The sequence below is a fragment of the Alicyclobacillus fastidiosus genome, from assembly GCF_026651875.1.
Lineage (GTDB): Bacteria > Bacillota > Bacilli > Alicyclobacillales > Alicyclobacillaceae > Alicyclobacillus > Alicyclobacillus fastidiosus.
The window spans coordinates 687,108-711,817 of record NZ_CP104067.1; the positions used below are offsets into that span (position 1 = coordinate 687,108).

The following is a 24,710-nucleotide window of genomic DNA, read 5'->3' on the forward strand; positions in this document are numbered from 1 at the left end:
ACGTCTCCTAAAGAATGAAGATGTAGTAAACCGTTGCAATTGCAGTGCCGAGCGCGCCCGCGATAAAAATCGCCTCAAGTCCGCGAATCAGTCCAGAAAGGTAATGCTTTGCCATGATATCTCGGATTGCGGTGGTAATCGCGATACCCGGTACGAGCGGAGCGACCGCCCCCATCATCACGGAGTCGAGATTCCCGCTTGAGACTGTCGTCAAGCAGAATGCCAAGGTGCCCCCGACAAATGCAGCGACGTATTCCGCTAGGAACGTCGCCTTGATCACGCGCCAGGCGACGAGGTGGATGAGATAGCAAAGAAGGCCGGCGGACATCGCGGCGGGCAAGTCGATAAAGCGGCCCCCAAAAATCAGTACCACGCTGCCACTCAGGACGGTGGTACAGATCATTCGCATCCACAGTGGGTACGAGCTGTCTTGTGCGGAGATGGCCAGAAGAGATTGGTACACCTCGCGTAGCGTCATATCTCCGTTGGTAAATGACCGGGAGATCTGATTGACGGCTGTAATTTTTTCCAAATTGTGCCCTCGCGAATCAATTCTCACGAAGTTTGTACCTTTGCTATGGTCTAACTGAACAAAGATGCCGTTGACGGTGACGTACGTGTAAGTCGTCGTATCCTGTTCGATATGTAGGGCGTGGCGGATGATTCGCTCCATCGTATCTTCCACCCTACTGGTTTCCGCACCGCTCTCCAGCATAATCTTGCCGGCGAGCAAGCTCACTTCCAGAACGATCTCTTTGTCTGTCACTGTTCTAGCCCACTCCTAGGCTGTATTGACCTCTATCTATTCGCAGTCTATCGACAATCCCATTTTAGCAGAGGGGCCGACAGCGACCACAGGGAATCGCCTCCTAATCTAGTGTACGTCGATGAGCAACATCACGGTTCCCGACGTCATCAGGAGCGCCGACAGGAGCTTGCGCCACCCCTGTGTCTCACGGAGAAACAGTACACCAATGACGGTGGCCGCGACGCTAGAGAGGGTGGAAATCGCCTCGATCACGGCGGGATGCACCCATTTGAGCATCGTAAACATCGTCAGGTATGCCACTGCGTTTGTCGTCGCGGCCACCACGCTCAGTGCTGGCTTGAGGAAGAACAGCTTGGCCAGGTTTTGCATCTTGCGAAGTAGGATGGCAGGTACAATCATCCATAGTCCGATGGCTGTAAACAAACTTGCTGCGTAGGCCATCGGGGGTTGCGTCGCGTTGGACACGTCAATGATGCGGGCTACGGCCAAGAGCGCGTCGCTTCCAATCATTAGGAGCACGGCGCGATTCCACTGGCGGATAGTGAGCAACCAGGCACCTATGCAAAAAAGTGTCAGCCCAGCGTAGGACCAGGTGCTTCCAAACGGATGGATGAGCCATAACATCACGACGGTCGCGTTTGTCCACGGGCTCACTGCGCTGACGGGGCCCTCACTCAAAGAAACCGTATAAAGGCCAAAGGCGAGCGCATAGATCACGCCTGTCCAGATGGTGCCGCCAATCCAAATCACTTGTCCCTCCCACAGTGCCAATAACCATAGCACGATGGCTGCTCCACCGAATCCAATGCCCATTGTCGCCAGTGCGCCTTGCCTTGCGCGGCCGAGACCGTGCAGGGCGACGCGCTCTGCGGTGAGCGAAGCAATCCGAATTATCCCTAGTAAACTGACGATGACCGTGGTCCCCATTGCTACACCTCCGGCCCTAGCAGTCTATGAGTTCACCCCGGCAAAAAGACGGTCTTTCTCCTCGCTCACATAGTGGGTCCTCGTGGGATATGTCTGAATAGAAAGATACGCATTCGGGATGATATGGATACCGACATCGATAAAAAGGAGAATTGTGTTGTTCAGACTGTTGACGATCGCAGGGTTTATAAGCTTGTTTCCCGTCCAATGCAGCGGGGCGGCACTCGCGACAGACACTAGCCGGACGGCTGTCGCTTCCATTCACCGCGTGGATGCCACCCCCAGTTCGTCTCCATCGTCAATGCCGTATATGCCACCCAATCCGAGTCATCCGCCAGGACTTGATCACGCCGTGGAAGTGGGATTGAAATATGTGCTTGCGGAGCGCACTACCAACTACTTTCACGCCAGTCCCACGCAATCGAAGAACATCGAGTTGGTGGCGAAGCGCCTCAACGGATTAATATTGGAGCCTGGCCAGACGTTTTCTTACAACCACGAGCTAGGCCCATACACTGCCGCCAACGGCTATGGGTGGGGGCGGGCGTTCCTTGGGGATCGCATAGTGCCTTCGATGGGTGGGGGCGTGTGCCAGGGCGCGAGCACGCTTTATTCCGCTCTGTTACGAACCGGGCTCCCGATTGTGGAACGGCATCAACACGGGTTAACCGTGCCTTATCTTCCGGCAGGAGAGGATGCCACCGTCTCGGTACCGACGCTCGATTTTCGGTTTAAAAACAATTTCGCGACACCGCTCATGATTGGAGCTTCGGCAGATTCGGACCGACGGTTCTTCACTGTCGTCTTGTGGGGAGCGGCACCATTGCATCCATGGGCGGTGCACCATCGGGTGCTCTACACGTCAAAATATCCGACATTGCACAAACGCACCAACCAATTGCCAAAAGGACAGCGTCGCGTGATTTTCCCGGGGCAAAACGGCGTGAGGGTCGAAACCTGGGTTGACAACCCCGACGAAGTTCATTCGAAGAAGAGATTGGGCGTAGACACCTATTTGGCCAGCCCGCGGGTGATCGAGGTTGGACAAGGGTAATTGAGATGTCAGGGTTGCATGCGGGCCCAGAATGAGTCTTTCTTTGTGGTTCGTGCGGGCTTCATGCCCCAACAAAGTCACGTCTGGAGCAGTCTGTTTGTATTCAAATTCGATTTCTAGATTTCCTCGCTATACTCCTACTACGAAAACTTGTTTGGAAATCCTCAGACGTATATGTTGAGTATCGACCATACGTTCTATGTTGCAAGGTACAGGGGGATGTCGTGATGCGGATTTTGGTCGTTGAAGACGACGTCGGCTTACGCGAAGTGATATCGAGGATTCTATCGGAAGAGTCCTATCAGGTGGATGAGGCGGCAGACGGTGAGGAAGGCCTATACTTTGCGCAAACAGGCGTATACGATGCGCTGGTCATCGACGTCATGCTGCCAGAATTGGACGGAATCAGTATGATTCGACAGATTCGCGAGAAAATGATGGACGTTCCAGTCATCTTCGTAACCGCCAAAGACAGTGTGGAAGCCAGGCGCGTAAGAAGTTGAGCGCAATTGGCTTGGACCAGCATATACGCACTATTCGCAGTGTCGGCTATACGCTAAGAGGGGAATAGTTGAGGTGTTTCGAAAGACAAGGCTGCGGCTTGTACTCTTAAATTCTATCGCGTTTTTCTGCCTATTGCTGGTTTTCGGCACGGTACTCTACTTCTTTACCCAGCATCGGTTGTGTCGCCAAGAGGATGAGACCTTGCTCCAAACGGCGCAACAAATTGAGGCGGGGGACGTCGATGCCATCGACGAACATCCACACGGTGGGCATCCGCCCGATGGCGATCACGATCACGACGGTCCGGACGAGCGCAACGAGCTCCAACAGTCACACATCATGTACGTATTGCGGGATGCATCCGGAAAGCTAGTGGGGCAAGTACCGAAGAGGTTGACCAGCGATGAGATAGCGCGCCTCCCTGCAAAACAATCTCCTGCGAACTGTCCCAGCACCATCCGCTTGAACCAAATGTCGTTTCGGCTGTACACCGTCGACGTACCCGCCGGATTGGTCACCCAAGACGGTGCGAGCGTGCGGGAAGTTCAAATTTTATACGATCGCGCAGATGATGAGCAGTATCTTCGCAGTCTTCTGACCGTGATCGAGATCACAACTGCGATCTGCGCGGGTCTCTCGGTGGTGGCAGGTCTGTATCTCGCCAATCGCGCGCTGATTCCGATTCAAAGTTCGTGGAACAAACAACAGCAGTTTGTCGCGGATGCATCGCACGAATTGCGCACGCCGCTCACGGTGTTGCAAATGCATTTGGAACGGCTGTTCCGGCACCCTTCGCACACGATCGAACAAGAGGGCGAAAGCATCCTGCGGCTCGTCAAGGAAACGACCCGAATGCGGCGGCTCGTCTCCGATTTGTTGACACTCGCGAGGGGAGACTCCAACCAAGTGCAGTTGATGATGAAGCCAGTGCGGATTTGATTTGGTCATTGCGGCCGTGGTAGAGCAGTTTCGTGACGTCGCCGAAATGAAGAATATCCATCTCGTCGTTTCGGAAGGGCCGCCAGTCACGATGCGCGCGGACGAAGAGCGTTTACAGCAGCTATTGACGATTTTGCTCGACAACGCCTTGAAGTTCACAGACCAGGGAGGTCGCGTGGAAGTCTACTGGACGGTCGTGGCAAACGCCGTTCATCTGACCGTTTCGGATGACGGTATTGGGGTGTCGGAGGCGGATTTGCAAAAGGTATTCGACCGATTCTTCCAGGCGAATGAGGCGAGATCGAGCGGCGGGGCGGGATTGGGGCTGGCGATTGCAAAGTGGATCGTCGAGGAACACCACGGGAAAATTTGGGCGGAAAGTCGGTTGCATGAGGGGATGACCATTCGTGTGATTTTACCGTTCAAATCAACCAACTCGTCACTGGGATGACGCTCCCGTACACGCATGCATTCCGCTCGCCGACTGTGGCCGGTGTCGCACAACGCGGGGGCTTATCTGCGAAACGGAATAGAGTATAGTGGTGTGGTAATGGATTCAAGCCGGAATTCACATAGTACTTTGGGACGCCTATGTCTCATCTTCGGAGGGCGTAGATGTACAAAATCGTATTTTTTGATATCGATGGAACGCTTCTGAACAGGCGGCGGGAGCTTCCTGCCAGCGTGATCGAATCGGTTGAGAAGCTGCAACAGAATGGCATTCTGACGGCGATTGCGACTGGAAGGACGCCGTTCAACATCGAGGACGTCCTTCGCGCGCTGCGGATTGACACGTACGTCGTCTACAATGGCGGACTGCTTGTCTATCAAGGGGAAATCATGGAGCAGACCGAGATAAACCGCGAAACCCTCGACTCTATCGTCCGCCGGATACAAGCGCACCGCCACTCGCTCATCGTGAATGAAGTAAATGAGTTCAGCGTGTACACAGATGACCTCGACTACGTGTTGGGGTCGCTCGGAAAGCATTGGAATCGAGAAGGCATGAAGAGGTTTGATGGGATTCATGGGCCTGTGTCCCAGATTGAGTTGTACTGTCCGTTTGACGAAATTCACGAATACATAGACGCATACCCAAATTTGACGTTCCACCCGTGGTCGACGGGCGCGAGCATCTTTAACGTGATTCCAAAAGGCGTATCAAAGGCCAAGGGGATCGAGACCATAATCGGGAGGCTCGGCATCGACCGAGAGGAAGTGGTGGCCTTTGGTGACGGACCCAACGACATGGAGATGATTTCGTTCGCGGGGATGGGCATCGCGATGGGGAACGCAGTGGACGAGTTAAAGGAGGTCGCGAGGCTCAAGACGAGGGATGCGGATGACGACGGAATACAATACGCATTGCAACAATTAGGGCTCATCGATTGACGAGGCGCACGTCCCATTGATGCGATTTCGTGCCGTCATCCACGAACCGACTGAACACCACCTAGACCCTTTGCTGGACCGCCGGCGGGGGTCTCGTTTTTGCCGCAGAAAAGTAATCGGTTACAGGGAAATTGATGAAAAGCGTCGACCGATTTTGCTTGCTGCGTGGGCACTATTAAGTCTTGTCGCCAAAACGCGCGTCAGGGTTAAATTTCTCTGTGTTGATGACGGTATGGATCAACCTTAAAGTAGCTAACGAAAGGTTTATCAAGGAGGGACACGAATGGCTATGGTACAGGATTCACCGGCTACCGGCTCGGGGGGAAAAGCCCGCGCGGGTATGCAACGGTTTGGTGGTTTCCTTGCCGGTATGGTAATGCCTAACATTCCGGCATTTATCGCATGGGGACTCATTACGGCTTTCTTTATTCCAACGGGTTGGACGCCGAATACTCATTTGGGACAGCTCGTCACACCGTTTGTGAACTTTTTAATCCCTGTTCTCATTGGTCTCACGGGTGGTAGGTTGGTCCACGGTGACCGCGGTGCGGTCGTCGGTGCGCTCGCGACAGCGGGCGTCGCGGTGGGGGCGACTGAACCGATGTTCATTGGCGCCATGATCATGGGACCGCTCGGCGGTTATCTGATCAAACTGTTCGATAGGGCGTTGAAGGACCGCATTCCGTCTGGGTTTGAGATGCTGGTCAACACGTTTTCCGCAGGTATCATCGGCGGCGGGCTTTCGCTTATCGGCTTGGTCGTCGTCAACCCTGTGATGACGGTCGTGTCGAACGCGCTAGGTGCTGCGGCCACCTGGATTACGGCGATTCACCTGCTGCCGCTGATCGCGATTTTTATTGAGCCAGGTAAAGTGCTCTTTTTGAACAATGCCATTAACCACGGCATTCTCGATCCGCTTGGTCTCCAACAGGCGAAAGCAACCGGGAAGTCAATTTTCTTCCTTTTAGAGACAGACCCGGGACCGGGCTTGGGTGTCCTGCTCGCATACTGGCTGTTTGGCAAGGGAACGGTGAAGCAGTCCGCGCCTGGTGCAGTGATTATCGAGTTCTTTGGTGGTATTCACGAGATCTACTTCCCATACATCTTGATGAAACCGATTCTGGTTTTGGCGGTAATCGGTGGCGGTATGGCGGCGGATACGACCTTCATGTTGTTGCACGCAGGACTGATTGCCACGGCGTCGCCTGGCAGTATCATCGCCGAGATGATGATGGCCCCACGCGGCGGTTACCTGCCGATTTTGGCTGGTATCTTCGTGGGCGCAGCGGTTTCGTTCCTGATCTCTTCCTTGTTCCTGAGCCGTTCCAAGGACGAATTCAGCGGAGATACGCTCGCTGAAGCGAAGAGTATGGTGAAGGACATGAAGGCACAAAGTAAGGGTCAAGCGACGAAGCCTGCGGTCACAGGTGGAACGCCTGCGGCAACAGACGTGCTCACTGATATCCCAAATCGCGTTATTTTCGCGTGTGAGGCGGGCATGGGATCGAGTGCGATGGGCGCATCTCTACTGAAAAAGCGCTTGAAAGATGCGGGCTACGACATTCCGGTCGAACACTTGCCGGTCAATCAACTGCCATCTGACGCCCAAGTGGTCTTTACGCAAAGCAGTCTGTCCGAACGTGCCGGACAGGTCGCGACTGGCGCGAAAATCTATATTGTGGAAAACTTCTTAGACAAGAGCACCTACGAAAAATTTGTCAATGATTTGAATCGGCTTCGCTAAAGCTGGGGTGTCAATGACACAGAAGTTAACTTCAAGACAAAAGTATATGCTGTACCTCATCGTCGAAAGCGAAGGGGTCAGCACAGACGAATTGGTACGCCGACTCGAGGTGAGTCGGCGTACCATTCAGCGTGATATCCAGGCGCTTGAGAGTTACCTGAGGAAGTTCAAAGTCGAACTTCGCACGACAGATGGGGGCATCGTCCTCTGTGGGAACAAGGGGCAGCTCTCACGCGCGCTTGCAGGGCTCGGGAAGTTGCCCCGCACACTGGCATTGACGCCGAAGGATAGGGCATTTTACGTTGCGGTTGAACTGCTGTTAAACGAGGGGCCGTTGAAACTGAGCTATCTCGCCAAGAAGCTTGGCGTGACGAGCGCAAGTATCAGCCACGATCTCGATCAGGTGGCAGATTGGTTGCGGTCTCGCGGGCTTCGACTCACCAGACGCCGGGGTTACGGCGTCGAGGTGAGTGGAGAGGAAGCCATGCGGCTAGAGTCCATCGCGGAATTGGTCTATGAGCAGCTTCCGATGCATCAGTTAATGGTTCTATTGCGGCCCGAGCAAGAGCGAGACACGAGCCTTCTGCATGCGTGGTTCATCGATTGGTTCGGCGTGAGGCGCCTTGAGGACGCGCGGATGGTTCTTTCAGAAGAACTGGCGGCCTTGAAACCTCCGTTGGACGAGGCCGCGTTTTACGGGTTCATGCTGCACGTGATTTTAACCTGTATGCGCATTGAGCGCGACGCGCATCTTCCCGCCGAACCGGAAGAGGCCATGTCCACCGTCGATACCGAATTGTGTCGCCGAATTCTTCGCAGGTTGGTGGGAAGTACTGCGGATATCGATGGCGAGGTACAGTACCTCGCGAAACATCTTCGGGGTGCCAAAGTCTTAATGACAGAGGACAGTCGAATTTTGCCCTTAAACATCACGGCGATGGATCTCGCGTATAAACTCGCGCGGCATCTGTGTCGGGAATTACATCTTCCACTGACGGATGACAGAGATTTGTTGCTTGGCTTAGCGCAGCACCTCGAACCCGCTATCTACCGGATGAGAACGGGGCTCGTCATTCGCAATCCGCTTCTCGAAGAGATCCGTAGGAGGTATGGATTGTTCTTCGACGCGATGCGCAATGCGAGTAATCAGGTGCTGGAGCCGCTGGGGCTCACTGTGCCAGACGCCGAGATAGGCTATTTGACGATGCATCTAGGCGCCGCTATGGAACGCCGGAAGGCCGGCAGTACGTGGCGGGCGAAAATCGTCTGTCCGAACGGAATCAGTTCAGCTGAGTTGCTCGCGAGCCGCATGCATAACGAGTTCCCGCAAGTCCGCATCGTCAGTGTGGAAGCTGTCCATTCGCTGAACGACACCGACTGTGATTTCATTGTGAGTACTGTGCCGATAGAGGCGAAACTTCGACCGACCATCACGGTGTCGCCATTCTTGGACGCTGTGGACGTGGAAGGGGTGCAAAACCTCCTCGAGACACTGGAGGGGACGTTCGCCCCTGCGGCGCGGATATACCATGAACCGGAGTCGGACGATAGTGAACTGCCTTTCGAGTTCGCCCGAGCACTGAGCGCGCGGGTCGTGAATGCCTCGCTGACAGTCGACAGCGTATCGTCGCTGATTCAAGAGATCGCAGAGCGCGCGACGGCGCTGGGAGACGCGACTGACAGGGAGCAGTTGATGAGCTCCATCGTCGAACGCGAGCGCATGGGCAGCATTGTGCTTCCTGGGAAGCAGTTTGCCGTGCTTCATGCGCGCTCGGCTGCGATGACGCGCTGCCACGTGGCGGTATACCACCTAGATCCGCCGATCACGATGCAAGGCGTAGGGCAAAGCGCAGAGCTGGTGGATGCAGTGTTGGCGTTGTTCGCGCCCGTCGAGGAGCGGTCCTCACGGATACATGCGCTTGGGCGACTAAGTGCGGCGCTCGTGATGGACGAAGAGATGGTTGAAACGCTTCGCGCTGGAACCATTGAGGATGTAAAAAGTAGTATCTATCATGCGATGACTGACATACAGGAGTGAGAAAAACGATGAACACCCTTCAAGAATCGAACATTATTTTAAACGTTGCTAGTGAAGACAAAGACGCTGCCATCAAGCGGGTCGGTAACAAACTGGTCGAAAACGGCTATGTTGAGGCGCGCTATGTCGAGGGGATGCTTGCACGTGAGGAATCGATGACCACCTATATCGGAAACGGCGTCGCCATTCCGCATAGCATGCCAGAATACGTCCAGCATATCCTGCACTCGGGTATCGTGATTGCACAGTACCCCGATGGCGTAGATTTCGGCAATGGCAATGTGGCGAACTTGGTCGTCGGCATCGCAGGCAAAGGTGAGGAACACATGGAAGTCCTCTCGAAAATCGCGATTGTGTGTTCCGAGCAAGAGAACGTCGACAAACTGGTCAACGCCAAGACCGCCCGTGAGGTCATCGAAGTGGTCGAGCAAGGTGAAGACCTATGAAAAAGGCGGTCCATTTCGGGGCAGGGAACATTGGACGCGGCTTCATTGGTTTGCTATTGCACGGAGCAGGATATGAGGTTGTCTTTGCTGACGTCGTCCCGTCGCTGATCGAGCAGATCAATGCGGCGCGCTCGTATCGCGTCATCACCCTGGACGCACAAGTTGAGGCGCAGACGGTGCAAAATGTCCGTGCTGTCCTCTTGGATTCGCAAGAGTGCCGCGGCGAAATCGTCGACGCGGACCTCGTCACCACCGCCGTCGGACTCGGGAACTTAGCGAACGTCGCCGCCGTCGTCGTGGATGGACTGCGGCTCCGAAAGCAACAAAACAACGACCAAATGCTCAATATCATGGCATGTGAAAATGCCATTCGCGCAACGACCACGCTCCAGAACGAAGTGTTGGCGCGCTGTGACGACGAACTGCGTAACTGGATCACGTCGCATGTGGGGTTTGCGGATGTCGCCGTCGACCGGATTGCGCCGAATCGGGCGGGACATGCAGTCGAGCCACTAGATTCGGTCGTGGAGCGATATTTTGAATGGGACATCGAGACGCCTATGTTGAAAGGTGCACTGGACATTCCTGGTGCTACATTTGTCGAACAACTCGATCCCTACCTTGAGCGGAAGCTATTCATTCTCAACGGGGCACATGCGACTGCGGCGTACGCGGGATACCACAAGAAGTACGGGACGATTCTAGAGGCGATGAACGACCCGGAAATTGCCGAGACCGTCGCCCGCGTTCAGCGAGAGGCCATCGTCGGACTAGTCCATTGCTATCCCAGCCTGCAATTGGACGCGTTGGAGCAGTATGCAGCCAGTGTGCGCACGCGTTTTCTGAATCCGCATATTGCGGATGACGTCGCGCGAGTTGGGCGAGATCCGCTGCGGAAACTGTCGGCCGAGGATCGGCTAGTTCGCCCATTGCACCTCGCCCAGCAGGTGACGAAGGAGACGCCAGGCATCGTCCGGGCGCTTGCGCTCGGCTTTGCGTATGACAACCCTGAGGACGCCGCCGCAGTTCAGGTGCAGCAGCAGATTCAAGAACTCGGGATAAAGCGCGCAGTGTCCAATGTCACGGGGATTTCGGATCCGGTTACGGTTCAACAAATCGTTCACGAATACCAGGCTTTATAGAATCATGCATCGTTGGAGGAATCGCTCATGGAAAAGGTAGTTACGCTAAAAAACGGATCGGGACTGCACGCGCGTCCTGCATCCTTATTTGTGGCAGAGGCGTCCAAGTTCGCCGCGGACGTGTTCATCGAGGTGAACGGCAAGCGAGTGAACGCCAAGAGTATTCTTGGATTGCTTACGCTCGGAGTACCGCAGGGACAATCGATGACGATTATCACCGAAGGGGCGGATGAAGAGCAGGCTCTGAACGCACTCACGAAACTCGTGGAAGAGGGCTTCGGAGAGTAATCCTCTCGTCCATATGAAAATCCACCATCCATTCTGTCGATGCCACAGTGCGAAACGTGCGGTCGTGGGCAGCGAGAGTTCGCAGGTCACGTCTGATGTGACCTGCGTTTTTTCTGCTGACATTGTCCTTAGCACTGTCGCGTTTGCGATGGTACTTCCACGCGTCAGCGGGGCTCTTTGGCGTCGGAACGCGTGCCGTTTGGGCGGCGCGTTCATGCGCTGCTATCGCGCCAACAAGGCCCTGGAGGACGTTGATACTTACCTTCTGTTGGCCATTCGACAGCACGACTCCACCTTCGGCACGCTCCTGATTTTCGGCATGATGGATAGGGAATTTAAAAAAACACAAATAAACAGTTGATCACTACGCACAAAGCGTGCTATATTAATCGACGTCGCTTCGGCGGCACTGCTGAACAAACAGGATATACCGAGTCGCTGGAACACCAGCTCACAGGTTCGAACCGCAACGTTCGAACGAGCTGAAGCAAAATATTCCAGTAGACAACGACGATAGATTCGTGGTATATTGTCTGAGCTGCTTCGGCGGCACTGATTGATTTGGTTCCTTGAAAACTAAACACACACGCCTAAAAGTTTCGGTCGAGACGACAGTCGTTGTCGAGACATTTATGAAGTAACGCCAGTAACATTTTTTGAGAGTTTGATCCTGGCTCAGGACGAACGCTGGCGGCGTGCCTAATACATGCAAGTCGAGCGGACATCTTTTGATGTCAGCGGCGGACGGGTGAGTAACACGTGGGCAATCTGCCTGTCAGACTGGAATAACACTCGGAAACGGGTGCTAATGCCGGATGACACACGGGAAGGCATCTTCCTGTGTTGAAAGGTGCAACTGCATCGCTGATAGAGGAGCCCGCGGCGCATTAGCTAGTTGGTGAGGTAACGGCCCACCAAGGCGACGATGCGTAGCCGACCTGAGAGGGTGACCGGCCACACTGGGACTGAGACACGGCCCAGACTCCTACGGGAGGCAGCAGTAGGGAATCTTCCGCAATGGGCGCAAGCCTGACGGAGCAACGCCGCGTGAGCGAAGAAGGCCTTCGGGTTGTAAAGCTCTGTTGCTCGGGGAGAGCGACAAGGAGAGTGGAAAGCTCCTTGTGAGACGGTACCGAGTGAGGAAGCCCCGGCTAACTACGTGCCAGCAGCCGCGGTAATACGTAGGGGGCAAGCGTTGTCCGGAATCACTGGGCGTAAAGCGTGCGTAGGCGGTTGTGTAAGTCTGAAGTGAAAGTCCAAGGCTCAACCTTGGGATTGCTTTGGAAACTGCATAACTTGAGTGCTGGAGAGGCAAGGGGAATTCCACGTGTAGCGGTGAAATGCGTAGATATGTGGAGGAATACCAGTGGCGAAGGCGCCTTGCTGGACAGTGACTGACGCTGAGGCACGAAAGCGTGGGGAGCAAACAGGATTAGATACCCTGGTAGTCCACGCCGTAAACGATGAGTGCTAGGTGTTGGGGGGACACACCCCAGTGCCGAAGGAAACCCAATAAGCACTCCGCCTGGGGAGTACGGTCGCAAGACTGAAACTCAAAGGAATTGACGGGGGCCCGCACAAGCAGTGGAGCATGTGGTTTAATTCGAAGCAACGCGAAGAACCTTACCAGGGCTTGACATCCCTCTGACCGGGCTAGAGATAGTCCTTCCCTTCGGGGCAGAGGAGACAGGTGGTGCATGGTTGTCGTCAGCTCGTGTCGTGAGATGTTGGGTTAAGTCCCGCAACGAGCGCAACCCTTGACCTGTGTTACCAGCACGTAGTGGTGGGGACTCACAGGTGACTGCCGGCGTAAGTCGGAGGAAGGCGGGGATGACGTCAAATCATCATGCCCTTTATGTCCTGGGCTACACACGTGCTACAATGGGCGGTACAACGGGAAGCGAAGCCGCGAGGTGGAGCGAAACCTAAAAAGCCGTTCGTAGTTCGGATTGCAGGCTGCAACTCGCCTGCATGAAGCTGGAATTGCTAGTAATCGCGGATCAGCATGCCGCGGTGAATCCGTTCCCGGGCCTTGTACACACCGCCCGTCACACCACGAGAGTCGGCAACACCCGAAGTCGGTGAGGTAACCTTAGGGAGCCAGCCGCCGAAGGTGGGGTTGATGATTGGGGTGAAGTCGTAACAAGGTAGCCGTATCGGAAGGTGCGGCTGGATCACCTCCTTTCTACGGAGAAACAAGGCTTTTAGGACGTGGGTGTTTAGTTTTGAGGGAGCCAAAGCCCTTGTGGCTAGGTAAACTCAAGGTACCTTGGCAACTGAATATGGAACAACCTCGAAAGAAGTAAACCGGTAACCGTAAATGCGTAACAGGTTAACGAAACCGGATTTATAGATGGAATAATCACGTTTGTGGTTAGGAAGTCAAAACGGTGAAGTTAGAAAGAGCGCACGGAGGATGCCTAGGCGCCAAGAGCCGAAGAAGGACGGGGCGAACACCGAAATGCCACGGGGAGCTGTAAGCGAGCACTGAGCCGTGGATGTCCGAATGGGGAAACCTGCTAGTGTGAAGCGCTAGTACCGTGCACTGAATACATAGGTGTACGGAGGCAACCGAGGGAACTGAAACATCTAAGTACCTCGAGGAAAAGAAAGCGAACGCGATTCCGTAAGTAGTGGCGAGCGAAAGCGGAGAAGCCTAAACCGTATACGTGGTACAGACTGCAGTCGATGCGTATGCGGGGTCGAGGGGCTGTTGGTGGCAACCTGCAGGGAGCCAGCAGGAAGCAATGCGTAGGAGAACGGCATGGGAAGGCCGGCCATAGACGGTGAGAGCCCGGTAACCGAAACGGATTGTGGAATGTGCAACAGACCCCAAGTACTGCGGGACACGAGAAATCCCGTGGGAATCTGGGAGGACCACCTCCTAAGGCTAAATACTCCTTGGCGACCGATAGCGGATAGTACCGTGAGGGAAAGGTGAAAAGAACCGCGGGAGCGGAGTGAAATAGAACCTGAAACCGTGTGCTTACAAGCAGTCGGAGCATGCATGACATGTGACGGCGTGCCTTTTGTAGAATGAACCGGCGAGTGATGATGGCAAGCAAGGTGAAGGCGAAGGAGCCTGTGCCGAAGCGAAAGCGAGTCTGAATAGGGCGGTATAGTTTGTCGTCATCGACCCGAAACCGGGTGATCTACCCCTGGTCAGGGTGAAGTGCGGGTAACACCGCATGGAGGCCCGAACCCACTGGCGTTGAAAAGCCAGGGGATGAACTGGGGGTAGGGGAGAAATTCCAATCGAACCCGGAGATAGCTGGTTCTCCCCGAAATAGCTTGAGGGCTAGCGTCAGGGAATGAGAAGTGGAGGTAGAGCACTGATTGGGTGCGGGGCCCGCGAGGGTTACCAAGCCTAGTCAAACTGCGAATGCCACTTTGTCGAAGAACCTGGCAGTCAGACTACGAGTGATAAGACCCGTGGTCAAGAGGGAAACAGCCCAGACCAACAGCTAAGGTCCCAAAGTACTGGTTCAGTGGGGAACGATGTGGCGTTGCACAGACAACCAGGATGTTGGCTTAGAAGCAGCCACCATTTAAAGAGTGCGTAATAGCTCACTGGTCGAGTGGCGCTGCGCGGAAAATGTAACGGGGCTAAACCAGACACCGAAGCTATGGATGGAAACATGGTAGGGGAGCGTTCCATTTGCGGGGAAGCTGAACTGAGAGGTTTGGTGGAGCGGATGGAAGTGAGAATGCCGGTATGAGTAGCGAAAAGACAAGTGAGAATCTTGTCCGCCGAAAGCCCAAGGTTTCCTGGGGAAGGCTCGTCCGCCCAGGGTAAGTCGGGACCTAAGGCGAGGCCGAAAGGCGTAGTCGAAGGACAACAGGTTGAAATTCCTGTACCACCAACATCGCGATTGAGCGAAGGGGTGACGCAGGAGGCTGAGGGAAGCGGCCGGATGGAAGAGGCCGTCCAAGCAGCGAGCGAGGGGTGTAGGCAAATCCGCACCCTGGTAATCGTAAGCTGTGATGGGGAGGGAAGTACAGTACCGAAGTCCCATAAGTCACACTGCCAAGAAAAGCCTCTAGCGAGTGGTGAGGTGCCCGTACCGGAAACCGACACAGGTGGGCGCGTGGAGAACACGAAGGCGCGCGGGAGAACTCTCGTTAAGGAACTCGGCAAAATGGCCCCGTAACTTCGGGAGAAGGGGCGCTTCGAGAGAAGCCGCAGTGAAAAGGCCCAAGCGACTGTTTAGCAAAAACACAGGTCTCTGCGAAGCCGAAAGGCGAAGTATAGGGGCTGACGCCTGCCCGGTGCTGGAAGGTTAAGAGGAGGGGTAAGCCGCAAGGCGAAGCTCTGAATTGAAGCCCCAGTAAACGGCGGCCGTAACTATAACGGTCCTAAGGTAGCGAAATTCCTTGTCAGGTAAGTTCTGACCCGCACGAAAGGCGTAACGACTTGGGCGCTGTCTCAACGAGAGACCCGGTGAAATTGTAATACCTGTGAAGATGCAGGTTACCCGCGGTTAGACGGAAAGACCCCGTGGAGCTTGACTGTAGCTTGATATGGGATACGGGTACGTCATGTACAGGATAGGTGGGAGACAGAGAAGCTTGGGCGCCAGCCTGAGTGGAGTCGGCGTTGGGATACCACCCTTGAGGTACTTGTGTTCTAACCAATGGCCATGAAACTGGTCATGGGACAGTGTCAGGTGGACAGTTTGACTGGGGCGGTCGCCTCCTAAAGAGTAACGGAGGCGCCCAAAGGTTCCCTCAGCGCGGATGGAAATCGCGCGAAGCGTGTAAAGGCACAAGGGAGCTTGACTGCGAGACGGACAGGTCGAGCAGGGACGAAAGTCGGGCTTAGTGACCCGGTGGCACCGAGTGGAAGGGCCATCGCTCAACGGATAAAAGCTACCCCGGGGATAACAGGCTGATCTCCCCCAAGAGTTCACATCGACGGGGAGGTTTGGCACCTCGATGTCGGCTCATCGCATCCTGGGGCTGAAGTCGGTCCCAAGGGTTGGGCTGTTCGCCCATTAAAGCGGTACGCGAGCTGGGTTCAGAACGTCGTGAGACAGTTCGGTCCCTATCTGCCGCGGGCGCAGGATACGTGAGAGGGGTCGTCCTTAGTACGAGAGGACCGGGATGAACCGACCGCTGGTGTACCAGTTGTTTCGCCAGAAGCATAGCTGGGTAGCCAAGTCGGGAAAGGATAAGCGCTGAAAGCATCTAAGCGCGAAGCCTGCCTCAAGATAACGTATCCCATTCCGTTAGGGAAGTAAGACCCCTTGAAGAAGACAAGGTAGATCGGTCTGGCGTGGAAGCGTAGTGATACGTGGAGCGGACAGATACGAATCGGTCGAGGGCTTCACCCGATGAACAGAAGAAGAGGTTGTTCCATGATTCAGGAGCGAGGATAAAGACAAAGTTACGGAGCGACGTAACTGGGAGCTTGAGTGAAGGTGTGAGTAGCACATCTGCAGGCCGATAGGCCGAAGCCGTGCGAACGAATACCTGAACGCCAAGCGGTCTGGTGACCATAGCGGAGGGGAAACACCCGTACCCATACCGAACACGGACGTGAAGACCTCCAGCGCCGAGGATACTTGTCCCGAGAGGGGCTGGGAAAGTAGGTCGTTGCCAGGCGCGAGGGAATATGGTGGACGAGCGCTCCGAGTGGGCGCGAGCCGCTCATCCTGCTTGAACAGGTGCCCATGTGGTGGATAGCCACGGATTGTGTGTTCTTGCTCCAGGATAGTATTCTTTTGATGCTTGTCGGAGTGGCGGAATCGGCAGACGCGCACGTTTGAGGGGCGTGTGGGGAAACCCGTGCGGGTTCAAGTCCCGCCTTCGACACCAATGTGTGCCCTTAGCTCAGCTGGATAGAGCGTTTGACTACGAATCAAAAGGTCGGGAGTTCGAATCTCTCAGGGCACGCCATATATGCGGGTGTAGTTCAATGGTAGAACTTCAGCCTTCCAAGCTGATAGCGTGGGTTCGATTCCCATCACCCGCTCCATATGAGAGCCATTAGCTCAGTTGGTAGAGCACCTGACTTTTAATCAGGGTGTCGCTGGTTCGAGTCCAGCATGGCTCATCCTTGCCGAAGTGGCGGAATTGGCAGACGCACACGACTCAAAATCGTGCGGGAAACCGTGCCGGTTCGAGTCCGGCCTTCGGCACCATGTGGGCGCTTAGCTCAGCTGGGAGAGCATCTGCCTTACAAGCAGAGGGTCGGCGGTTCGATCCCGTCAGCGCCCACCACATGCGGAAGTGGCTCAGGGGTAGAGCATCGCCTTGCCAAGGCGAGGGTCGCGGGTTCGAATCCCGTCTTCCGCTCCATGGAGAGATGTCCGAGTTGGTCGAAGGAGCACGATTGGAAATCGTGTAGGCGGCTAAACCCGTCTCAAGGGTTCGAATCCCTTTCTCTCCGCCAGTTAAGCGGGTGTGGCGGAATTGGCAGACGCACTGGATTTAGGTTCCAGCGGGAAACCGTGGGGGTTCGAGTCCCTTCACCCGCACCATGTGGCGCCATAGCCAAGTGGTAAGGCAGAGGTCTGCAAAACCTTTACCACCGGTTCGAATCCGGTTGGCGCCTCCAGGCAAGTTTACCCACGTCGCGGGGTGGAGCAGTTGGCAGCTCGTCGGGCTCATAACCCGAAGGTCGCAGGTTCAAGTCCTGCCCCCGCAACCATCATGGCTCGGTAGCTCAGTCGGTAGAGCAGAGGACTGAAAATCCTCGTGTCGGCGGTTCGATTCCGTCCCGAGCCACCAGCAACACCTTATTTAAATACTAGTTCTTTGATATGCGGCTATAGCTCAGAGGGAGAGCACCACCTTGACATGGTGGGGGTCATAGGTTCGACTCCTATTAGCCGCACCACACGGAGAGATGTCCGAGCTGGTCGAAGGAGCACGACTCGAAATCGTGTAGGCGGGTGACCGTCTCAAGGGTTCGAATCCCTTTCTCTCCGCCATTTTGGCGGCGTAGCTCAGTTGGTTAGAGCACACGGTTCATACCCGTGGCGTCGGTGGTTCGAATCCACTCGCCGCTACCACGTTTGCCACCTTGGCTCAGGGGTAGAGCGGCTCACTCGTAATGAGCAGGTCGTCGGTTCAAATCCGACAGGTGGCTCCATGCGGAGGGGTACCAAAGTGGCCAAATGGGGCGGACTGTAAATCCGTTGCGGAAGCTTCGAAGGTTCGAATCCTTCCCCTCCACCAAGTGCGCGAACTGATGCCATTTGTGTCAGGGCGTGCTCAACTGCGAACCGGTGCGAGGCAATTGCACCGTGCTCGGCAGTGTATTGTGTGGTGAGTGTGGCGAAGGGGTTAACGCACCGGATTGTGATTCCGGCATACGTGGGTTCGATTCCCATCACTCACCCTTGATGGGGAATAGCCAAGCGGTAAGGCAACGGTTTTTGGTACCGTCATGCGAAGGTTCGAATCCTTCTTCCCCAGCCAATGTGCCCTTAGCTCAGCTGGATAGAGCGTTTGACTACGAATCAAAAGGTCGGGAGTTCGAATCTCTCAGGGCACGCCAGTTTGACGGAGCATAGCGCAGCTTGGTAGCGCGCCTGCCTTGGGAGCAGGAGGTCGTGGGTTCGAATCCCGCTGCTCCGACCAGTCGATTGTGATGGCGTGATCGACAATTACCATGGGGGTATAGCTCAGCTGGGAGAGCACCTGCCTTGCAAGCAGGGGGTCGTCGGTTCGAATCCGTCTACCTCCACCATGGCCCTATCGTCTAATGGTTAGGACGCCGCCCTCTCACGGCGGTAATAGGGGTTCGAATCCCCTTAGGGTCACCAAACACCTGGGTCATTAGCTCAATTGGCAGAGCATCCGACTCTTAATCGGCAGGTTGAAGGTTCGATTCCTTCATGACCCACCAATAAAGCGCGGGGACGAGAAGTTGTCAGCTCGTGCACTTCACAACTCGAAGTGAGCAGGTCAAGTCCTGCCCCGCGCAATCCACGTGGAGCTGTGGTGTAGAGGCCTAACATGCCTGCCTGTCACGCAGGAGACCGCGGGTTCGAATCCCGTCAGCTCCGCCAAAGACTCCTTCGATTTGTTCGGGAGTCCACATATGAATGCGGTCGTGGCGGAATTGGCAGACGCGCAAGATTCAGGTTCTTGTGGGGGCAACCCCGTGGAGGTTCAAGTCCTCTCGACCGCACCAAAATATGGGCCCATAGCTCAGCTGGCTAGAGCGCACGACTGATAATCGTGAGGTCGGAGGTTCGAGTCCTCCTGGGCCCACCATGTGTTTACACGAGAAACCCTTTGGAAGCCGATAGCTTCCAAAGGGTTTTTTGCGTGCGGCGAGAGGGTCAAGTTATGGTCCTCGATATCGACGTCATTTGGCGAACACGAGCGAGTCGATAGCCATTAGGGTTGGCTGTTGGGTCACCCACGATCCGGCGGGCACCTCGGATGGATTGTAGAATACGAGTGCACTCGGTACGATGTTAAGGCCTTGCAGGTCCGCTGCTGCTGCTGCGATCGCATTTGACGTAGGCGTATTGTAGATAGCCCCATTTTCAACTGGGGTGAACTGGTAGGCACCGTCTACGACCTGGAAGATCACGTCGTGAACGGTATCGCCATAACCTCCTGCGCGCAGGCGATTGAGTACGACGTCACCGACAGCTTCTTGTGCCTGCTCGGATTCCCCTTGTGCCTCTGCGCTGATGATGTGGGATAACCAGTACAAATCGTCCGCGGTGCTCGTCTGCCCGTTCGGCAATGTAATGTCCTCTCCAGGTTGAATTTGGCTGTAGTCCGAGAGTTGGGGGTTGGCGCTTTCCAACTGTGCCAGCGTGATGTCATGGCTCTGTGCGATGGACCACAGGGAATCACCAGGCCGGACGGTGTAGGTGGCCGCGGCCAGCACCACGGCCGGGATGCCCAACGTGGTGACAGCGGATGTAATGATGGTTGAAATTCGGTTCAGTGTCATGGTCCGATGTACCTCCAAACGAGTTCGCTAGGACGAGGCGCACGGCTGTACAGGCTTACGTCCCCGCCTATATCAGTGTTACCAACGCTCTCATTTGGAATACGTGAGAATTGAGATGAGTGTAGTTTGCAAAGAACAATTGCGATGCTGGGTTCAATCTCATATACTCTATTAGTAGGATACCCGTAATACATTACCGTTTTAGTCGGCTTTGACATGGTCCTGCAGGGATATGATGGATGATCGGGACTGCCGACAAACGTACCGTGGAGGAATCACTTTGAAAACTGTCGACAATGTTCTAGAACTGATTGGTCAGACGCCTGTCGTGAAGCTTCGTCACCTCACAGGTCCAAATGATGCGGACGTCTACGTCAAGCTCGAATGGTTCAATCCAGGCGGTAGTGTAAAGGACCGGATCGCAAAGGCGATGGTCGAGACGGCGGAACGCGAAGGCCGTTTGAAACCTGGCGATACCATTGTCGAGCCAACCAGTGGGAACACCGGCATTGGCCTTGCCCTCGTCGCCGCTGCGAAGGGTTACCGCGCGGTCTTCACCATGCCTGAGACGATGAGTCAGGAACGCCGCAGTCTCCTGCGCGCGTATGGCGCTGAACTTGTGCTCACACCAGGTAGTGAAGGGATGAAGGGTGCCGTGAACAAGGCTGCTGAGCTCGCAGCTGAACACGGTTATTTTATGCCGCAGCAGTTTGATAACCCTGCCAATCCGGAAGTACACGAATTGACCACAGGTCGAGAAATCGTTCAACAGTTAGACGGCAAACTCGATGCGTTCGTGGCAGGGATTGGTACTGGTGGTACCATCACCGGTGTCGGTCGAGTACTGCGCAAGGAAGTTCCGTCCGCGAAAGTGATTGCAGTAGAGCCAGCTACATCGCCGATTCTGTCCGGCGGCCAACCTGGTCCGCACAAAATCCAAGGTATTGGGGCAAACTTTGTGCCATCTATCCTCGAACGCGAGATCTACGACGAGGTTCGTACGGTTGAAAACGATGTGGCATTTGAATATGCACGCCGTCTGGCCAAAGAGGAAGGTTTGCTCGTCGGTATTTCGTCAGGCGCCAACGTGTTTATCGCGTTGCAAGTCGCCAAAGAATTGGGTAAGGGAAAACGCGTTGTGACCGTGTCTCCGTCGAATGGTGAGCGCTACCTGTCCACACCGCTGTACCAATTCGACTAAGTGTTGCTGCAATGTGCCTAAGGGCACTGTATGAGGAGGATCAGGATGAGTAAGGTACTTGTCTTCGGACATAAAAATCCGGACACGGATTCCATTTCTTCTGCGATTGTCTACGCGGATCTCAAGAATCAGCTTGGGGTCACGGCTGAGCCTGTTCGCTTGGGCAATGTCAACGCAGAGACGCAATTCGTATTAGATTACTTTCAGGTCCCGGCGCCGCGGTTGGTTGAAACGGTGGCCGACGAGGCCGACGATGTGATTCTTGTCGATCACAACGAACGCCAACAAAGTGCCAACGACATCGATCGCGTTCAGGTCATCGAGGTCATTGACCACCACCGAATTGCCAATTTCGAAACCGCCAATCCTTTGTACTATCGCGCCGAACCGGTTGGTTGCACGGCGACCATCTTGAACAAGTTGTTCAAGGAACACAACCTGACGATCCGCAAGGAGATCGCCGGGTTGATGGTCTCTGCCATCATCTCCGACACCTTGCTTCTGAAGTCGCCAACCTGCACACAGGAGGACGTCGCAGCGATTCGAGAGCTGGCGGAGATTGCCGGTGTCGACATCGATTCATACGGATTACAGATGCTCAAGGCGGGCGCCGATTTGAGCGACAAGAGCATCGACGAATTGATTTCCCTCGACGCCAAGGAATTCTCCATGGGCGATTTCAAGGTTGAGATCGCGCAGGTGAACGCCGTGGATACGAACGACGTTCTTTCGCGTCAGGGTGAATTGGAGTCTGTTCTTCAGGGCGTGATCGCAAACAAAGGGCTAGATCTCTTCCTGTTCGTCGTGACGGACATCTTAAGCAACGATTCCATCGCGGTAGCATTGGGTAGCGCAGCGCATGCGGTCGAGACTGCGTACAACGTCCAGTTGGCAGACAACAAGGCTGTTCTCAAAGGCGTTGTATCGCGCAAAAAGCAAATCGTACCGATTCTTACGGAAACGTTGAGCCAATTGAAAAAGTAATCGTTCCTCGGGACTGCAAATGAGTATCGACCGCTCTTCTGGATAAGGAGGGCGGTCTTTATTTTGTTCCGTTCGGTTGCGCTCGAAGGAGGGGGGTGACGGACGGCCTCTGAATTCGGCGTCGACGCGTTTCTAGGCTGCATCCTTTTGATGCGGCGCTGGCGGTTGGGATGGCGGAAACGGCATTCGAATGGGATTCGCATGCTTTACGCGCTCCGGACTCTCCAGGAGCGCCGCTAAGCTCTGCTAGCTACCTAAAAATAACAGTTGTCACTACGCATAAAGCGTGTTATATTAATCGACGTCGCTTCGGCGGCACTGCTGAACAAACAGGATATACCGAGTCGCCGGAACACCAGCTCACAGGTTCAAACCGCAACGTTCGAACGAGCTGAAGCAAAATATTCCAGTAGACAACGACGATAGATTCGTGGTATATTGTCTGAGCTGCTTCGGCGGCACTGATTGATTTGGTTCCTTGAAAACTAAACACACACGCCTAAAAGTTTCGGTCGAGACGACAGTCGTTGTCGAGACATTTATGAAGTAACGCCAGTAACATTTTTTGAGAGTTTGATCCTGGCTCAGGACGAACGCTGGCGGCGTGCCTAATACATGCAAGTCGAGCGGACATCTTTTGATGTCAGCGGCGGACGGGTGAGTAACACGTGGGCAATCTGCCTGTCAGACTGGAATAACACTCGGAAACGGGTGCTAATGCCGGATGACACACGGGAAGGCATCTTCCTGTGTTGAAAGGTGCAACTGCATCGCTGATAGAGGAGCCCGCGGCGCATTAGCTAGTTGGTGAGGTAACGGCCCACCAAGGCGACGATGCGTAGCCGACCTGAGAGGGTGACCGGCCACACTGGGACTGAGACACGGCCCAGACTCCTACGGGAGGCAGCAGTAGGGAATCTTCCGCAATGGGCGCAAGCCTGACGGAGCAACGCCGCGTGAGCGAAGAAGGCCTTCGGGTTGTAAAGCTCTGTTGCTCGGGGAGAGCGACAAGGAGAGTGGAAAGCTCCTTGTGAGACGGTACCGAGTGAGGAAGCCCCGGCTAACTACGTGCCAGCAGCCGCGGTAATACGTAGGGGGCAAGCGTTGTCCGGAATCACTGGGCGTAAAGCGTGCGTAGGCGGTTGTGTAAGTCTGAAGTGAAAGTCCAAGGCTCAACCTTGGGATTGCTTTGGAAACTGCATAACTTGAGTGCTGGAGAGGCAAGGGGAATTCCACGTGTAGCGGTGAAATGCGTAGATATGTGGAGGAATACCAGTGGCGAAGGCGCCTTGCTGGACAGTGACTGACGCTGAGGCACGAAAGCGTGGGGAGCAAACAGGATTAGATACCCTGGTAGTCCACGCCGTAAACGATGAGTGCTAGGTGTTGGGGGACACACCCCAGTGCCGAAGGAAACCCAATAAGCACTCCGCCTGGGGAGTACGGTCGCAAGACTGAAACTCAAAGGAATTGACGGGGGCCCGCACAAGCAGTGGAGCATGTGGTTTAATTCGAAGCAACGCGAAGAACCTTACCAGGGCTTGACATCCCTCTGATCGGGCTAGAGATAGTCCTTCCCTTCGGGGCAGAGGAGACAGGTGGTGCATGGTTGTCGTCAGCTCGTGTCGTGAGATGTTGGGTTAAGTCCCGCAACGAGCGCAACCCTTGACCTGTGTTACCAGCACGTAGTGGTGGGGACTCACAGGTGACTGCCGGCGTAAGTCGGAGGAAGGCGGGGATGACGTCAAATCATCATGCCCTTTATGTCCTGGGCTACACACGTGCTACAATGGGCGGTACAACGGGAAGCGAAGCCGCGAGGTGGAGCGAAACCTAAAAAGCCGTTCGTAGTTCGGATTGCAGGCTGCAACTCGCCTGCATGAAGCCGGAATTGCTAGTAATCGTGGATCAGCATGCCGCGGTGAATCCGTTCCCGGGCCTTGTACACACCGCCCGTCACACCACGAGAGTCGGCAACACCCGAAGTCGGTGAGGTAACCTTAGGGAGCCAGCCGCCGAAGGTGGGGTTGATGATTGGGGTGAAGTCGTAACAAGGTAGCCGTATCGGAAGGTGCGGCTGGATCACCTCCTTTCTACGGAGAAACAAGGCTTTTAGGACGTGGGTGTTTAGTTTTGAGGGAGCCAAGCCTCGTATGAGGTGGAAGCAAACTCAAAGCGCGTTTCAAGATGCGAGGAGTACAAGGCGGGAGGACGATGATGAGTCGAGCGTATTTTTGTACGTGAGCGAGTCAGAGGACGACCAACGAAGGAATCCGAAGCAGATTGGAAGGCGCGAGGTACCTTGGCAACTGAATATGGAACAACCTCGAATAAGTAAAACCGGTAACCGTAAATGCGT

At 55.0% G+C, this 24,710-nt stretch carries 15 protein-coding genes, 27 tRNA genes and 4 rRNA genes; 43 read left to right on the forward strand and 3 right to left on the reverse strand.

Annotated features, from left to right (window positions below):
* Positions 1–7: 7 nt before the first annotated feature.
* Positions 8–766: a threonine/serine exporter family protein gene (locus NZD89_RS03525; protein WP_268006442.1), complete on the reverse strand. Its 759-nt coding sequence runs from the start codon at positions 764–766 to the stop codon at positions 8–10.
* A gap of 108 nt (positions 767–874) precedes the next feature.
* Positions 875–1,696 (reverse strand): EamA family transporter, encoded by an 822-nt coding sequence (locus NZD89_RS03530; RefSeq protein WP_268006443.1) that lies wholly within the window; start codon positions 1,694–1,696, stop codon positions 875–877.
* A gap of 157 nt (positions 1,697–1,853) precedes the next feature.
* Here NZD89_RS03530 and NZD89_RS03535 point away from each other — a divergent pair, with 157 nt between their 5' ends.
* The 40 genes from NZD89_RS03535 (at position 1,854) to NZD89_RS03730 (ending at position 19,469) form a co-directional block, all read left to right on the forward strand.
* Positions 1,854–2,750, forward strand: coding sequence for a VanW family protein (locus NZD89_RS03535; protein ID WP_268006444.1), 897 nt, complete (start codon positions 1,854–1,856; stop codon positions 2,748–2,750).
* Between the two features lie 227 nt (positions 2,751–2,977).
* Complete coding sequence (locus tag NZD89_RS03540) at positions 2,978–3,253, forward strand: response regulator (protein WP_268006445.1); 276 nt, start codon at positions 2,978–2,980, stop codon at positions 3,251–3,253.
* Positions 3,254–3,326: 73 nt separating this feature from the next.
* Positions 3,327–4,193 (forward strand): histidine kinase dimerization/phospho-acceptor domain-containing protein, encoded by an 867-nt coding sequence (locus NZD89_RS03545; protein WP_268006446.1) that lies wholly within the window; start codon positions 3,327–3,329, stop codon positions 4,191–4,193.
* Between the two features lies 1 nt (position 4,194).
* Complete coding sequence (locus NZD89_RS03550; RefSeq protein WP_268006447.1) at positions 4,195–4,644, forward strand: sensor histidine kinase; 450 nt, start codon at positions 4,195–4,197, stop codon at positions 4,642–4,644.
* 164 nt (positions 4,645–4,808) lie between these two features.
* Positions 4,809–5,585, forward strand: a complete 777-nt coding sequence (locus NZD89_RS03555; RefSeq protein ID WP_268006448.1) for a Cof-type HAD-IIB family hydrolase — start codon at positions 4,809–4,811, stop codon at positions 5,583–5,585.
* A 289-nt stretch (positions 5,586–5,874) separates the two neighbouring features.
* A complete protein-coding gene (locus NZD89_RS03560; RefSeq protein ID WP_438938756.1) occupies positions 5,875–7,329 on the forward strand; it encodes a PTS mannitol transporter subunit IIBC in 1,455 nt (484 codons plus the stop codon).
* Between the two features lie 13 nt (positions 7,330–7,342).
* Positions 7,343–9,367, forward strand: coding sequence for a BglG family transcription antiterminator (locus NZD89_RS03565; RefSeq protein ID WP_268006450.1), 2,025 nt, complete (start codon positions 7,343–7,345; stop codon positions 9,365–9,367).
* Positions 9,368–9,375: 8 nt separating this feature from the next.
* Positions 9,376–9,813 carry a PTS mannitol transporter subunit IIA gene (locus tag NZD89_RS03570; protein ID WP_268006451.1) on the forward strand — a complete coding sequence of 146 codons (438 nt, stop codon included), beginning with the start codon at positions 9,376–9,378 and terminating at the stop codon, positions 9,811–9,813.
* Positions 9,810–10,955: a mannitol-1-phosphate 5-dehydrogenase gene (locus NZD89_RS03575; protein WP_268006452.1), complete on the forward strand. Its 1,146-nt coding sequence runs from the start codon at positions 9,810–9,812 to the stop codon at positions 10,953–10,955. The genes NZD89_RS03570 and NZD89_RS03575 overlap by 4 nt, the downstream gene beginning before the upstream one ends.
* A gap of 27 nt (positions 10,956–10,982) precedes the next feature.
* A complete protein-coding gene (locus tag NZD89_RS03580; RefSeq protein ID WP_268006453.1) occupies positions 10,983–11,243 on the forward strand; it encodes an HPr family phosphocarrier protein in 261 nt (86 codons plus the stop codon).
* Positions 11,244–11,895: 652 nt separating this feature from the next.
* Positions 11,896–13,428 (forward strand): 16S ribosomal RNA (locus NZD89_RS03585).
* Positions 13,429–13,632: 204 nt separating this feature from the next.
* Positions 13,633–16,576: ribosomal RNA gene (locus NZD89_RS03590) — 23S ribosomal RNA — on the forward strand.
* A 154-nt stretch (positions 16,577–16,730) separates the two neighbouring features.
* Positions 16,731–16,847: ribosomal RNA gene (gene rrf / locus NZD89_RS03595) — 5S ribosomal RNA — on the forward strand.
* The 16S, 23S and 5S rRNA genes sit together here with 27 tRNA genes alongside, the layout of an rRNA operon.
* Positions 16,848–16,975: 128 nt before the next feature.
* A tRNA-Leu gene (locus NZD89_RS03600) sits at positions 16,976–17,060 on the forward strand.
* Positions 17,061–17,064: 4 nt separating this feature from the next.
* Positions 17,065–17,141: transfer RNA gene (locus tag NZD89_RS03605), tRNA-Arg, on the forward strand.
* Positions 17,142–17,146: 5 nt separating this feature from the next.
* Positions 17,147–17,220 (forward strand) — tRNA-Gly (locus NZD89_RS03610).
* Between the two features lie 5 nt (positions 17,221–17,225).
* Positions 17,226–17,298: transfer RNA gene (locus NZD89_RS03615), tRNA-Lys, on the forward strand.
* Positions 17,299–17,303: 5 nt separating this feature from the next.
* Positions 17,304–17,386 (forward strand) — tRNA-Leu (locus tag NZD89_RS03620).
* 3 nt (positions 17,387–17,389) lie between these two features.
* Positions 17,390–17,465 (forward strand) — tRNA-Val (locus tag NZD89_RS03625).
* A 3-nt stretch (positions 17,466–17,468) separates the two neighbouring features.
* Positions 17,469–17,543, forward strand: a tRNA-Gly gene (locus tag NZD89_RS03630).
* A gap of 1 nt (position 17,544) precedes the next feature.
* Positions 17,545–17,637: transfer RNA gene (locus NZD89_RS03635), tRNA-Ser, on the forward strand.
* A gap of 5 nt (positions 17,638–17,642) precedes the next feature.
* Positions 17,643–17,725, forward strand: a tRNA-Leu gene (locus NZD89_RS03640).
* 3 nt (positions 17,726–17,728) lie between these two features.
* A tRNA-Cys gene (locus NZD89_RS03645) sits at positions 17,729–17,802 on the forward strand.
* Between the two features lie 17 nt (positions 17,803–17,819).
* A tRNA-Met gene (locus NZD89_RS03650) sits at positions 17,820–17,895 on the forward strand.
* A gap of 4 nt (positions 17,896–17,899) precedes the next feature.
* Positions 17,900–17,975, forward strand: a tRNA-Phe gene (locus NZD89_RS03655).
* 34 nt (positions 17,976–18,009) lie between these two features.
* A tRNA-Val gene (locus NZD89_RS03660) sits at positions 18,010–18,084 on the forward strand.
* Positions 18,085–18,087: 3 nt separating this feature from the next.
* A tRNA-Ser gene (locus NZD89_RS03665) sits at positions 18,088–18,178 on the forward strand.
* Positions 18,179–18,182: 4 nt separating this feature from the next.
* Positions 18,183–18,259: transfer RNA gene (locus NZD89_RS03670), tRNA-Met, on the forward strand.
* A 5-nt stretch (positions 18,260–18,264) separates the two neighbouring features.
* Positions 18,265–18,339, forward strand: a tRNA-Thr gene (locus NZD89_RS03675).
* Positions 18,340–18,342: 3 nt separating this feature from the next.
* Positions 18,343–18,425 (forward strand) — tRNA-Tyr (locus NZD89_RS03680).
* A 90-nt stretch (positions 18,426–18,515) separates the two neighbouring features.
* A tRNA-His gene (locus NZD89_RS03685) sits at positions 18,516–18,588 on the forward strand.
* Positions 18,589–18,593: 5 nt separating this feature from the next.
* Positions 18,594–18,668: transfer RNA gene (locus NZD89_RS03690), tRNA-Gln, on the forward strand.
* Positions 18,669–18,670: 2 nt separating this feature from the next.
* Positions 18,671–18,747, forward strand: a tRNA-Arg gene (locus NZD89_RS03695).
* A gap of 6 nt (positions 18,748–18,753) precedes the next feature.
* Positions 18,754–18,830, forward strand: a tRNA-Pro gene (locus tag NZD89_RS03700).
* Positions 18,831–18,863: 33 nt separating this feature from the next.
* Positions 18,864–18,939: transfer RNA gene (locus NZD89_RS03705), tRNA-Ala, on the forward strand.
* A 1-nt stretch (position 18,940) separates the two neighbouring features.
* A tRNA-Glu gene (locus NZD89_RS03710) sits at positions 18,941–19,015 on the forward strand.
* Positions 19,016–19,022: 7 nt separating this feature from the next.
* Positions 19,023–19,098, forward strand: a tRNA-Lys gene (locus tag NZD89_RS03715).
* 86 nt (positions 19,099–19,184) lie between these two features.
* Positions 19,185–19,261: transfer RNA gene (locus tag NZD89_RS03720), tRNA-Asp, on the forward strand.
* A gap of 38 nt (positions 19,262–19,299) precedes the next feature.
* Positions 19,300–19,386, forward strand: a tRNA-Leu gene (locus NZD89_RS03725).
* Between the two features lie 6 nt (positions 19,387–19,392).
* Positions 19,393–19,469, forward strand: a tRNA-Ile gene (locus tag NZD89_RS03730).
* Positions 19,470–19,563: 94 nt separating this feature from the next.
* Here NZD89_RS03730 and NZD89_RS03735 read toward each other — a convergent pair.
* Positions 19,564–20,166 carry a cell wall hydrolase gene (locus NZD89_RS03735; protein WP_268006454.1) on the reverse strand — a complete coding sequence of 201 codons (603 nt, stop codon included), beginning with the start codon at positions 20,164–20,166 and terminating at the stop codon, positions 19,564–19,566.
* A 274-nt stretch (positions 20,167–20,440) separates the two neighbouring features.
* Between NZD89_RS03735 and cysK the strand changes: the two genes are divergently transcribed.
* From cysK to NZD89_RS03750, 3 genes are all read left to right on the forward strand, one after another.
* Positions 20,441–21,367 carry a cysteine synthase A gene (cysK, locus tag NZD89_RS03740; RefSeq protein WP_268008381.1) on the forward strand — a complete coding sequence of 309 codons (927 nt, stop codon included), beginning with the start codon at positions 20,441–20,443 and terminating at the stop codon, positions 21,365–21,367.
* Positions 21,368–21,412: 45 nt separating this feature from the next.
* Positions 21,413–22,351 carry a manganese-dependent inorganic pyrophosphatase gene (locus NZD89_RS03745; protein WP_268006455.1) on the forward strand — a complete coding sequence of 313 codons (939 nt, stop codon included), beginning with the start codon at positions 21,413–21,415 and terminating at the stop codon, positions 22,349–22,351.
* A gap of 561 nt (positions 22,352–22,912) precedes the next feature.
* Positions 22,913–24,444, forward strand: a 16S ribosomal RNA gene (locus tag NZD89_RS03750).
* Positions 24,445–24,710: the final 266 nt, after the last annotated feature.